Annotated in this window: 9 protein-coding genes and 1 tRNA gene; 6 read left to right on the top strand and 4 right to left on the bottom strand. The window is 73.0% G+C overall.

The features are described from left to right. Window positions 1-39: 39 nt before the first annotated feature. The 3 genes from K4G22_RS14465 to K4G22_RS14455 form a co-directional block, all read right to left on the bottom strand. A complete protein-coding gene (locus K4G22_RS14465; RefSeq protein WP_228080647.1) occupies window positions 40-1,017 on the bottom strand; it encodes a DUF5926 family protein in 978 nt (325 codons plus the stop codon). Between the two features lie 48 nt (window positions 1,018-1,065). Then, entirely contained in the window at window positions 1,066-1,458 is a 393-nt protein-coding gene (locus K4G22_RS14460; protein ID WP_228080646.1) for an ATP-binding protein, read from the bottom strand. 193 nt (window positions 1,459-1,651) lie between these two features. Next, the gene (locus tag K4G22_RS14455; protein ID WP_228080645.1) at window positions 1,652-2,473 is read right to left on the bottom strand and encodes a glycerophosphodiester phosphodiesterase family protein; all 822 of its coding nucleotides are present in this window, start codon (window positions 2,471-2,473) and stop codon (window positions 1,652-1,654) included. A 174-nt stretch (window positions 2,474-2,647) separates the two neighbouring features. Between K4G22_RS14455 and K4G22_RS14450 the strand changes: the two genes are divergently transcribed. From K4G22_RS14450 to K4G22_RS14425, 6 genes are all read left to right on the top strand, one after another. Then, on the top strand, window positions 2,648-4,153 hold the full coding sequence (locus K4G22_RS14450) for a S1C family serine protease (protein ID WP_228080644.1): 1,506 nt from the start codon (window positions 2,648-2,650) through the stop codon (window positions 4,151-4,153). Between the two features lie 43 nt (window positions 4,154-4,196). After that, window positions 4,197-4,284 (top strand) — tRNA-Ser (locus K4G22_RS14445). Window positions 4,285-4,975: 691 nt separating this feature from the next. After that, window positions 4,976-5,638 (top strand): sigma-70 family RNA polymerase sigma factor, encoded by a 663-nt coding sequence (locus K4G22_RS14440; RefSeq protein WP_228080643.1) that lies wholly within the window; start codon window positions 4,976-4,978, stop codon window positions 5,636-5,638. Further along, window positions 5,622-6,311 carry a hypothetical protein gene (locus K4G22_RS14435; RefSeq protein WP_228080642.1) on the top strand — a complete coding sequence of 230 codons (690 nt, stop codon included), beginning with the start codon at window positions 5,622-5,624 and terminating at the stop codon, window positions 6,309-6,311. The genes K4G22_RS14440 and K4G22_RS14435 overlap by 17 nt, the downstream gene beginning before the upstream one ends. A 165-nt stretch (window positions 6,312-6,476) precedes the next feature. Then, window positions 6,477-6,761 (top strand): hypothetical protein, encoded by a 285-nt coding sequence (locus K4G22_RS14430; protein WP_228080641.1) that lies wholly within the window; start codon window positions 6,477-6,479, stop codon window positions 6,759-6,761. 362 nt (window positions 6,762-7,123) lie between these two features. Continuing rightward, window positions 7,124-7,714: a SigE family RNA polymerase sigma factor gene (locus tag K4G22_RS14425; RefSeq protein ID WP_228080640.1), complete on the top strand. Its 591-nt coding sequence runs from the start codon at window positions 7,124-7,126 to the stop codon at window positions 7,712-7,714. Between the two features lie 222 nt (window positions 7,715-7,936). Here the strand turns inward: K4G22_RS14425 and K4G22_RS14420 are convergent, their stop codons facing one another. Continuing rightward, entirely contained in the window at window positions 7,937-11,740 is a 3,804-nt protein-coding gene (locus K4G22_RS14420; protein ID WP_228080639.1) for a response regulator, read from the bottom strand. Between the last annotated feature and the right edge of the window lie 73 nt (window positions 11,741-11,813).

The following is an 11,813-nucleotide window of genomic DNA, read 5'->3' as shown; positions in this document are numbered from 1 at the left end:
TTGTGACTGGAATCACTCGTCTGGGCGTGCGGTCGGGCGTCAGTTCAGCGTGATCTGACGATTGGTGAGACCGCTGCGCGCGCGCCTTTCGTCCGTCGACAGCGGGGTGGTGTCCGCCAACGCCTCGGCGAGTCGTTCGCCGAACGAGGCGGCCGGCTTTTCGCACTGTTCCGCGCCCATCGCGCTCGGCAGGTCCCACACCGGAACCGTCAGCCCGTGCGCCCGGAAGGAGCCGACCAGCCGGGTCTCGTCGCCCAGCGACGAGGCGCCGGCCGCGTGCAGCCGGGCCAGCGCGTCCAGGAGCGCGTCCTCGGGGTGGGCCATGACCCAGCGCAGGTGGTTGCGGTCCGGGGTCCGGCACCAGTACGCCGCGTCCACGCCGGCCAGCCGGGCGGTGGGCGTCGCGGCCTCGTTGGCACGTTCGAGGGAGGCCGCCACCTCGGGGGTCGCCGCGGAGGCGTCGTCCAGCCAGAACTGGAAGCCGTCGTGCACCTCGGGGACGAACGGCGCCTCGGGGTCGAGCAGGTCCTGGAGCCGGGGGCCGGCGCCGCCGGTGCGCTCGGCGGCCACCGGGTTGCCGGGTTCGCTGGTGAGCGCGCGGCTCAGCACGTCGGCGAGATCACGGCTGAGGTCGCCGGTCGCGGTGTCGTTCTGGAGGCCGAGCAGCACCGAGCCGTCGTCCCTGCGGAGCGCGGGCCAGGCCATGGGGAGCACGGTGCCCAGGGTGACGGACGGCACGTCGGCCGGCGTCCCGTCCCTGAGGGTCAGCGGCACCGTCGCCGCCGGCACCAGCTCGCGGAGGGCGACCCAGTCGCATTCGCCGGCCAGGCCCTCGAACGGGCGGCGGACCAGCTCGGTGGCGGCCTGGGCCGCAGCCCGGCCGTGACACGCCTTGTAGCGGCGGCCCGAGTCGCAGGGGCAGGGCTCCCTGGCGCCGACCACGGGGATCTCGCGGGCGTCGGCCCCCGGCCTGGTCGCGGTGGTGTTCTGGTTGCGGGGGCGACGCTTCTTCGCCATGACGAACGGTTCTCCTGCGTGGGTTCGGCTCCGAGTGGTCCGGCGAGCCTAACCGCCCGACGACTGGAGGACCGCCCAGACCGTGACAGCGCTTCCCACGGGGGCCTCCCGCACCCCCCAGGAGCGGCAGAGCGAGGTGATGATCGTCAGCCCACGGCCGCCGCGAGCGCTGATCGACGGGGAGCTGAGCCTGGGCCTGGTGGGCCCGCCACCGTCGGTGACGGAAATGGTGAGCGAACCGTCCGAATCCTGCTGCCAGTCCGCCCGAATGAGCTGTCCACCGTCCAACGGCCGTGCGTGGCGGTAGGAATTGCTGAGCAGTTCAGAAAGGATCAACATCGCATCGTCGATGATCGTTTCTGCCGCGCCATTACCTTGCAATTCTGATCGCAATCGTCGTCGTGCGATCCCCACGCCACTGGGGCCATGGAGCACCGTCATTGACGACGTCCTTGGCACGTGCTGTGTGACCACGAACGCCACCCCCGAGACCTCCTTTTGCCCCACGCCACAGGATCGATGCCCTGAGAGAACAGGGTGGAAACCGGCCATGCGACATCCGTTGACGTACTCGTAATGATCGGATACGAAGCGAATGCGCCGGGGCACGCGGGGTGAGAACGAATGATCAGGTTTAATCCAGGCCGGCGTTGAGATCTCGCAATTGCTCACGCACGGTGCGCGGCCGGTTGGTGATCAGCGCGTCAACGCCCAACTTCACACAGAGTTCGACATCCGCCGGCTCGTCCACCGTCCAGACATGCACCTGATGCCCCGCGCGCCTCGCCCGCTCCACATAGCCGGGGTCGCGGCGCAGCATCCGCACGCTCGGCCCCGCGATGCCGACCCCGGCCGGCAGTCGGCCCGCCCGGTGCCTGGGCAGCGCGAAATGCATCAGGAACACCGTGCGCAACGCGGGCGCCGCCCGGTGCACGCGCTGGAGCGAGCGCGCCGAGAAGCTCATCACCCGCACCTCGCCCGCCACCGGATGCCGGTCGAGCAGCGCCAGCAGCCGCTCCTCCACCTGCCCCGCCCACCGGGTGGGGTGCTTGGTCTCGATGGCCAGATCGACCGGCCGGTCCGCCTCGGCCACCAGGCGCAACAGCCGTTCCAGGGTGAGCACCGCGCTGCGCTCCGGGTCGGCGACATCGGGGGCCTCCAGGCCGTCACGCGCCCCCGCCGTGTCCCCGCCACGCGCGGCGAAGTCCAACTCGGCCAACTCCGCCAGCTCCAGCGCCGACACCGCGCCCCGACCGTTCGACGTCCGGTTGACCCGGCGGTCGTGCACACAGACCAGATGCCCGTCGGCGGTCAGCCGGACGTCGCACTCCAGCCCTTCGGCACCGTCCTCGATGGCCCTGCGGTAGGCGGCGAGACTGTGCTCGGGGGCCTCCTCCGAGGCGCCCCGATGGGCGATCACGGCGATGCGGCGAGGGTCGGGAGTCACCCGCGCCATGGTGTCATGGTGGGGCGAACGGTGGACGTGGGTGCGGGATCCGTGACGTTTACGCCCGCCTGACAGGGCATGGGAAAGACTCTGGAGACATGGGCTGGAGTGCCCATGCGTGACCGAACAGTTGCTGACCGAACAGGCGAACCGCGTTCCGACAAACGCCCTGAGGAGTAAGCAGTGAGCACCGAGAACGAAGGTCCCGGCAGGCCGGACGGGCCAGCGGACGGTGCGTCGCCGGAGTCGGCGGCCCGGCCGGCGGTTCCACCCCCGGCGTCCCCCCTTCCCCCCGCCGCTTCCGCGCCCCCTTCCCCACCCCCTTCCGCGCCCTATGCACCGCCGCCTTCCGCGCCCCATTCCTCCCCTCATTCCTCGCCCCATGCCTCCGGCGGGGCCGCCACCACGGGCCAGTTCCCGGCCGACCCGCCCACCCAGGTGCTCGGCTCGTCCGCTTCCGCGCCGAGCGGCGGCGCCGGCGTTCCGCCCGGCGGCGGCTATCCCGCCGGCCCCGGCTATGGCGGCGCCCCGCCGCCGGCCAGCGGCTCCTGGGCCTTCCCGCCGCCGCCCCCGCCGCGCAAGCGCCGGGTCAACGGGCTGCTGCTCGGCGTCGTGGCGGCCACCCTGGTGGCCGGCGGCATCGGCGGCGGCGTGGGGTATTGGGCGGCGGACGAGAGCAACGAGAGCGCCTCGTCCCAGGTCAACAGCTCCGGCGGCGGCTCGGTCGCCAGGCCGCCCGAGTCGGTCGCCGGGATAGCGGAGACGGCACTGCCCAGCGTGGTCACCATCGAGGCGGCCAACGGCGCCGAGTCCGCCGGCGGCACCGGCTTCGTCTACGACGAGGCGGGCCACATCATGACCAACAACCACGTGGTGGCGGCGGCTGCGGACGGCGGCGACCTCTCGGTCACCTTCTCCGACGGCCAGAGCTACGACGCCGAGGTGGTCGGCCGCGCCGAGGGCTACGACGTCGCCGTGATGCGCCTGATCGACGCGGGCGACAGGGACTTGGTGCCCCTGCCGCTGGGCGACTCGGAGCAGGTCGCCGTCGGCGACGCCACCATCGCGATCGGCGCCCCGTTCGGCCTGTCCGGCACGGTCACCACCGGCATCGTCAGCGCCAAGGACCGCCCGGTGGCCTCCAGCGACGGCCAGAGCGGCAACGCCTCCTATATGAACGCCCTCCAGACCGACGCCTCGATCAACCCGGGTAACTCCGGCGGCCCGCTGCTCAACGCCGAGGGCCAGGTGATCGGCGTGAACTCCGCGATCCGATCCACCACGGGCGGCCTCGGCGGCGAGGCGGGCAGCGTGGGCCTCGGCTTCGCCATCCCGATCAACCAGGCCAGCCGGGTCGCCTCCGATCTGATGGAGCACGGCGAGGCGGTCTATCCGATCATCGGCGCCTCGGTGGACAACGGCGCCACGGGGCAGGAGGGCGCCAAGATCGTCGACGCCACCAACGACAACAGCGACCCGGTGACCCCGGGCGGCCCGGCGGCCGAGGCCGGCCTCCAGCCCGGCGATGTGATCACCCGATTCGGCGACCGCGCGATCGACAGCGGGCCCACCCTGATCAGCCAGATCTGGACCCACGAACCCGGTGAGTCGGTCGACGTCACCTACGTCCGCGACGGGAACGAGAACACCACCACGATCGTCCTCGGCGAGCGCGTGGGAGAGCAGTGACAACCGCTAGGCTGTCCGAGTGCGTTGGGCGACCGACGCGTCGGGAGGCTTGCCCGAGCGGCCGAAGGGAACGGTCTTGAAAACCGTCGTGGCGTAACCCGTCACCGTGGGTTCAAATCCCACAGCCTCCGCAGCGGACAACGAAACAGCAGGTCAGAGCGGGAAGGGCGGCGGTCCCCCGAGTTTCATCGGGGGCCGCCGTCGCCGCTTTCGCGCGCGGGCGGGGGCGGCGCCTCCGCCCCCGTCCCGTTCGCGCCTGTGCGTGCGCCCCGGGCGCCGCCCCGCGGTCGCGCCCCCTCGGGCTCCGTCGCGCCGGTGCCGGCCGGTCGGATGCCCAACGGCGGGCCGAGAGCGGCCAGTTCGGAGCCGGGTGCTTGGCGTACAGGTGACCGAAGACACGTGCGGGGCGGTGCGTTCGGGTTGGCAGGCCAGGTCGAGGAGCGCTAGCCTCCATGGCGGTTCGAGGCTTTGGTCCCGTTGCTGGGACGACAACGGGGTGTCCGGATCGTCCAGACGCCCTCTTCGGGTGTGCGGTTGGCGGTCCTGTCCGCGACAGTGGTGATCACTGGCAGCATCCCGCGGCCTCGACGAACGATCGGGCGTTGTCGATCGCTCCGAACGTTCCCGGCTGTCGCGGCGGCTGGAACGGCGAGAGCGGTGGGAGGCGAAGTCCGCACCTGGGCGTCCCAGGGACGCCGGCGGCTCGGTTTCCCGCCACAACGAGGAGAGGACCCGGAGGTCCGTGAACGTTCAGCCCGCTTCAGGTGCCGGCCAGTGCCGGCCCGTGGCGTCGTGCCCGTCCGGCCGGGAGAGGAGCCCGCGATGACCGAGGCCGCTCCCCGACGCAGAACCGGAGTCGCCCCGCTGTCCCCGCTGCCCGCGGACTTCCGCGCCTTCCATCAGATGTACCGCCCGGCCTATGTGCGCTGGGCCGAGCTCTACCTCGGCGCCAGGGCCGACGCCGAGGAGGCGGTGGACCGCGCGTTCGAGCAGCTGGCCGCCGACTGGGCCGACGCCCTCCGGCTGGACAGCCCGGCCGGCTACGCCTGGACGGTGCTCAAACGGCAGACGGTCGAGGCCGCCAGGAACCGGGGCCGGCGGGCCGTGGTGATGGACACCGCCGCCTTCGAGACCCAGGCCCTGCACGAGGCGGTCGACCCGATAGGCGAGCTTGAGGAGAGCCTCAGCCTCTATCAGGCCATCAGCGAGCTGCCCGAGCGGCAGCACGACGTGATCGTGCTGCGGTACTGCATCGGCTACAGCACGGTGGAGACCGCCGACATCCTCGGCGTCACCGTCCCCGGCGTGCGCTCCACCGCGCGCTACGCCAGGCATCGGCTCAAGGAGGCGCTCGGCCTCGAATACCCGGACGTTCCCGGGGACGACCGGCGCGGACTGGCACGGCTGACCGATGAGCCCGCCTGGCGCGGCGCGCGACCGCAGGGCGTGCGAGAGGGGGCCGAAGGCGATGCCGGTGACCATTGACCAACTGCTGGCCAGGGCCGTCCTGGCGCGGCGCCCGCACACCTACAGCGACCAGGAGATCGAGGCCGCCGAACGCCGGATCGCCGCCGGACTCGGCGGCCACGGCTCCCTCGACGCCCCGGTGCCCCGGTGCGACGCGAGCCCGAACGAGGAGCGCGGCGCCGAACTCCTCGGGCTGCTGGACATCCTCTGTCGCACCGTGGTCGAGCAGGACGGCGCGCTACAGCACATGGCGGCGTTCCTCGGCCGGCGCATTCTCCAGCCGGACGGCGCACGGGTGTTGGGCTGCGCCCTCCATCTGGCGGGTCAGGAGGACTCCGCCCGCTTCTGGTGGCAGTTCGCCGCGGGCGCCGGCGACGGGGCGGCGGCCTACTGCCTCTATCTGCACCATATGGCGCTGGGCGAGGAGTGGGAGGCCGAGCTGTGGCATCGGCAGGCCGACCCCGAACACCATCCCCATCCGGAGGCGGACGAGCAACCCGACGGCAACAACCCGGCGTTGGTCCTCAGGGTGCTGGCCCTGCTCCACCGCGACGAGGACTATCTCACGGCCGCCGCCTCGGCGGTGATCCATTACCTTCCGGATGCCGTCCAGTTCGTCGATGAGATCGAACTCCCTTTGCCCACCGCGGATTTCGCGCGGAAAATCGAAGAATTGACCGCCACGGGCTGAACGTTTGGTCCTCGCTGTTCCTCCCTGCGGGGGAATCCCACGGGTATCTCGATTCTCCAGGAGAACCGTGGGCAACTCTGGTGTCACGACGTCGTGATCCGTCTCCCGGCAGTTAAGGCCGACTGCCAAGCCAGAGCACCGCATCGCGTCCCATGGAGGAATCAGATGGCAAGCATCCGCATCGCCCGCGTTCTCGCCACCGCCGCCGCCGCGCCGCTGCTGTTGGGCGCCGTCAGCGGCGTCGCCCACGCGGCGGACGACACCGCGGTCAGCGGCAGCCTCGGCGGTGGTGTGCTGGGCAACACCGGAAACACCGCGAGCAACCAGCAGGCCGCCGCCGGTCGGGGCGCGAGCAACGAGAGCAACACGGCCAACGTCAACGAGTCGGCCTTCGTCTTCGTCGACCAGTCGGACAACACGTACTACACGCTGGTCTTCGACGTCCTCTGACGGGCCGGGGCCGAAGCCCCGTTGACGAGCCGGTGGCATCCGGGGTGTGCCATCGGCGGCAGGCAAGGGTCAGACGCGGGCGCACCGTCACGGTGCGCCCGCGTCGCGTTGTCGGCGATTGGCACCTGCGAACGTCCCTGAGGGCCGTGGCCCTGCCCCGGCCGACGCCTTCGGGAAGGACCGCGCGGCCGGGACCCCCGCAGAGCTATCAGGTGGATCCCTGAGCCCTCCTGAGGGTCGGGAGGAGTTCCCCTCCACCCTGGGGAGGTGGAGACAACCCCACCTCTACGCCCTGGGGGGGAGAGACCATCGCGACCTCTGGCCGATCCCCACGGGGGGTGAAGTCTCCTAGTTTGTAGAGCATGACCACGCCCAGGACAGTCCAGCCGGTGACGCCGCTGACTTTCACCTCCTACGTGCGGGCCCGCGGGCCGGTGCTGCTGCGCACCGCCCGTTCGCTTACCTCCAATCCCAGCGACGCCGAGGATCTGCTACAGACCGCGCTCACCAAGACCTATCTGGCCTGGGAGCGGATCCAGGACCACCGGGCGCTGGACGGCTATGTCCGGCGCGCCCTGGTCAACACCCGTACGTCCCAGTGGCGCAAGCGCCGGGTGGACGAGTACGCCGTGGACGAGCTGCCCGAGCCCGATCCGCTGCCCGAGCCGGATCCGGCGGAGCAACAGGCCGTGCGGGACGCGATGTGGCAGGCGGTCCTGAGGCTGCCGGACCGGCAGCGCGCCATGGTGGTCCTGCGCTACTACGAGGACATGAGCGAGGCCGCCACCGCCGAGCTGCTCGGCGTCTCCGTCGGCACGGTCAAGTCCGCCGTCTCGCGGGCGCTGGCCAAGCTCAGGGAGGACCAGGAGCTGGCCGAGGTCACCCGCCACGACGCGGCCCCCGCGGCCATCCCCGGCCCGGTCTCCCGGCCCGGCGCCGCGATAGCGGCCTGAGGCCCGGCGCGTGGCCCCGAGGGCTTGGGACGCCGGGGCAGGTCATCGGTTCGGCGTGGATCGCGTCCGGCGCCCGACGGGGCACAGCCAGGCCCCCGAGGGCCCGGGGCAGCACGAGCTGCGAACCGGCGCCCGACGGGAGCACCTCCCAGGCCCCAAGGGCCTGGGGGAGCACCGCTTCTGACGCCGCGGGCTGATCCGACAGGATCGACCGGTTCGAGCCTAGTGCGCGCCGATCTTGGCCAGCAGATCCACGATCTTGGCCTGCACATCCGGATGGGTGGAGCGTTCGGCCAGGAAGAGCACCGTCTCGCCCGAGGCCAACAGCGGCAGCTGCGCCGGATCCATCTCGGCCGCCGTGTAGACGACGAACGGGGTGCGGTTCAGCAGCCCGTTCACCCGCAGCCAGTCGATGATGCCCGCCCTGCGGCGCCGCACCTGGTTGAGATCCATCACCACCAGGTTCGGCCGCAGCTGCGCCGCCAGCTCCATCGCCGCCGCGTCCGAGGGGGCGTGCGCCGCCCGCATCCCGCGCCGCTCCAGCGAGGCCGCCAACGCGTCAGCGATGACCTGCTGTTCCTCGACCAGCAGCACCCTCGGCGGATGCTGATCGCTGTCCCTGGGCGCGAGCGCCTTCAGCAGCACCGCGGGGTCGGCGCCATAGGCCGCCTCCCGGCTGGCCTGGCCCAGCCCGGCCGTCACCAGCACCGGCACCTCGGCCGCCACCGCGGCGCCCCGCAGTGACTGGAGCGCCGTCCTGGTGATCGGCCCGGTCAGCGGATCGACGAAGAGCGCCGCCGGGTAGGCCGCGATCTGCGCGTCCACCTCCTCGCGGGAGTGCACGATCACCGGACGATAGCCACGGTCGGTCAGCGCCTGCTGCGTCGAGACGTCCGGCTCGGGCCAGACCAGCAGCCGGCGCGGGTTGTCCAACGGCTCAGGCGGCAGTTCGTCGTCGGCGGGACCGGTCGGCCGCCGCGCGCCACCGACCGGCTCGCCGCCGCCCTTGGTCACGTCGACCGCCCCGTTGGGACCGTCGAGCGGCTCGGGGCCCTCCGCCGTGCCGGCGGCCGGCGCGCTGATCGCGTACTCCCGACCACGCCCCTGGGTGTCGGGCGCGGTGCTTGGCGGGGGCTGGCCGCCCGGGGCCACGCGGTTGAGCCTCGGATCGTTCTCCTCCGGCGGCGTCGCCAACTTGCGCCGCCGGGTGGGCGGGGCCGGCTGCGCGGGGCTGGCCTGCGCCGGCAGGCTCGGGCCCGGCTGTGGGGGGGCCGGCTGTGCGGGGGCCGGTGCCTCGGGTCCCGGGTGCGGGCGGGGGGCGTGCGCCTGGGGCGGAATCGGAACGCCCTGCCCCAGCGTCTGCACACTCACGCCGGGCGTGTGCTGCTCCGGTCGGGCGCGCTCGCTGCCCGGCATGGGCAGGGGGCGCGAGCGCATGGGCGCGGGCGCCGGGGCCATGCTGCCGTCCAGGATGGGGCTGGCCGCCACCACCGAGTGCTCGACGGGCGCTGGCTCCTCGGCTGGTTCCTCCGGCGTCGCCGGCTGCTCCGGCGCCTGCCCGGCGGCGTCGGCCCGGCCTCGCTCGTACTCCGCCCGTTCGTACTCCGGCTGCTCGCCGCCCTGCTCGTACTCGGGCTGCTCGAACGCCGGCTGGCCCTGGGCCTGGCCGGGAGCCTGGCCTGGGACCTGCTCCGGAGCGGCCGGCCCGAACGGCTCGTACGCGGCCGGTGTCGACCCCGGCTCGGGGCCGATGGCCGGGGCCCGCGCCGGCTCCGGCTGGTCGGCCGGCCGGGCGGGCGCCTCGGCGCTCCGCGCGCCCCGGGTGGGCAGCGCGGGCTTGCCCGGCTGCGGCACCACCGGCTGCGGTGGCGCCACGGTCTCGGCCGGCGGTTGCGGTTGTGCCGGTTGCGCTTGCGCCGGCTGCGGCGCCGGCGCGGCGGGGGGCGCGGGCTGGGGCGCGGCGGGATGCGGCGCGCCGGGCGCCGGCGCCGGCTGGGCGCCGGGCCGCTCGGGCGCCGGCCCGCTCGGCCCCGGGCCGAGCGCGATCGGCTGCCCCTGCTCGGGCGTGGCCTCCGACGGTTCGGGCGGCAGCGCTCGGCGCCGCCGACCGGTCGGCGGCGGTGCCGCGGCCGGCGCGGCGGGGGCCGCCTCCCCGGGCGTCTCGTCGACGGGAGCCAACGCGCGCCGGCGGCGGCCGTTCCCCGTTCCACCGGGGGGCGTCTGATGCTCGGGCGCCGGCGTGTGCGCCCCGGGCGCGGGCGCCCCCGGCAGCGCGATGCCGGGCGCCGGAGTCTTGGGCCCCGCCGCCTCCGGCACCGGCGTGCCGGGTGCGGGAGTCGGGGCGGGAGGGGACTGCTCGGGCGCGTGCCGGCGCCGACGACCCGTCGGCGTGTCCGGCACCGGCTCGATGGCGGCCACGGCCGGCCGTCCCTCCGCCGGGCCGTCCGAAGCGGCGCTCGGACGTTCCGTGCCGCGCGCCGGCTCGGCCGGCACCGGCATCACGGTGGTGTCGCCGCTGGCGTCCCGCGCGCCGATCGTCACCGGTGGCGCCGTCCCGTCGCCAGCGGCGATCGGCACCTCCAGCACATAGGCCGAGGCGCCGCCCTGCCCTGGCATCTCGTGGGTCTGCAACACGCCTCCGTGCTGCCGCACGATGCCCCGAACGATGGGCTCGTGCACCGGGTTGCCGCCCGGATAGGGGCCACGCACCTCGATCCGCACCACCTCGCCGCGCTGCGCGGCGGCGACCACAATGGTCGAATCGCCTCGCGCGGACGTAGGAGCCTGACCGGTCGCGTCCACTCCGGCCACATCGGCGATCAGATGTGCCAACGCTTGAGCGAGCCGCTCCGGATCAACCTCGGCCTCGATCGGCGGAGCGTGCACCGCGAACTGCGCGCGCCCCGGCCCGATCAGCTCCGTCGCTCCCTCGACGCCGGACGCCACCACCGTGTCCAGCGAGACCCGCTTGAGCGCGAGCTTGTCCAGGCCCTCGTCGAGCCGCTGATAACCCAGCACGTTGTCCACCAACGTGGTCATCCGCGCGTAGCCGGCGGCCAGATGGTGCAGGACCTGGTTGGCCTCCGGCCACAACTGCCCGGCCGGATCGGCGGCCAGCGCGCTCAGTTCGCCTCGCAGCTGGTCCAGCGGTCCGCGCAGACCGTCGCTCAGCACCGACAGCAACTGGCTGTGCCGCGCGGCCAGCGTGTCGTAGGGGCGACGGTCCAGGAACGTCATCACGGCCCCGACCAGCTGATCCCCGTCGCGCACCGGCGCGGTCGTCATGTTGACGGGCACCGCGCGACCGTCGCCCGTCCACAGCACCTGCCCACGCACCCGATGCTTGCGCCCGGAGACGAGGGTGTCGTGCAGCGGGGTCTCCTCATAGGCCAACGGGGTCCCGTCGGCCCGCGAGTGATGGGCCAGCGGGTGCAGCAGCTGGCCGCCGAGCTGACTGGCCCGATGCCCGAGGATCTGCGCCGCCGCCGGGTTGACCAACACGATCCTGCCGGCGGTGTCGACCCCGACGACGCCCTCTGAGGCCGCACGCAGGATCATCTCGGTCTGCCGCTGCTGACGCACCAGCTCGGCCTCGGTGTCCAACGTGCCGGAGAGGTCCCGCACCACGAGCACCAGCAGCTCCTCGCCCGCGAAGTCGTCGGCGAACGCCGCTTCTATGGCCGAGGCGTAGGGAGTGTGGGCGGAGTTCAGACCGGCGCTGGTCACCTCGACCTGCAACTCCGTGCCGTCCGTCCGCCTGGCGATCATGCGGGTCGGCTTGGTTCTGACACTGGGGTCTTCCTCCGGGCGACGCATCGAGCCCGGAATCCTGCGCGGGTCGAACTCCGGCACGATGTCCAGAAGCCCGCGCCCGATCAGTGGCGCACCGGCGACCCCGAGGGTCTCGATGGCGATGGCATTGGCGTTGACGACTGTGCCGTTGCCGTTCACCAGCAACAGCGCGTCAGGCAGCGCGTCGAGTATGGCGGCGAGGCGAGCAGCGCCCCTCGCTGGCCTGCTGCTCACGACGTCGGTTCCTCCCTTGACCCACGTGTTCCAGGTGCACGTACCCCGTGCGTGTCATGAGGGGGAGTCTACG

Source organism: Streptomyces profundus (assembly GCF_020740535.1).
GTDB classification, from domain to species: Bacteria; Actinomycetota; Actinomycetes; order Streptomycetales; family Streptomycetaceae; genus Streptomyces; species Streptomyces profundus.
The sequence above is the reverse complement of the archived record's forward strand: the minus strand, read 5'-3'. Positions and strand labels throughout refer to the sequence as shown.

Coding starts and splice junctions, on each gene's coding strand:
- K4G22_RS14440 (WP_228080643.1), top strand. CDS start 4,976: ATGACCGAGGCCGCTCCCCGACGCAGAACCGGAGTCGCCCCGCTGTCC.
- K4G22_RS14430 (WP_228080641.1), top strand. CDS start 6,477: ATGGCAAGCATCCGCATCGCCCGCGTTCTCGCCACCGCCGCCGCCGCG.
- K4G22_RS14465 (WP_228080647.1), bottom strand. CDS start 1,017: ATGGCGAAGAAGCGTCGCCCCCGCAACCAGAACACCACCGCGACCAGG.
- K4G22_RS14435 (WP_228080642.1), top strand. CDS start 5,622: ATGCCGGTGACCATTGACCAACTGCTGGCCAGGGCCGTCCTGGCGCGG.
- K4G22_RS14460 (WP_228080646.1), bottom strand. CDS start 1,458: ATGACGGTGCTCCATGGCCCCAGTGGCGTGGGGATCGCACGACGACGA.
- K4G22_RS14455 (WP_228080645.1), bottom strand. CDS start 2,473: ATGGCGCGGGTGACTCCCGACCCTCGCCGCATCGCCGTGATCGCCCAT.
- K4G22_RS14425 (WP_228080640.1), top strand. CDS start 7,124: ATGACCACGCCCAGGACAGTCCAGCCGGTGACGCCGCTGACTTTCACC.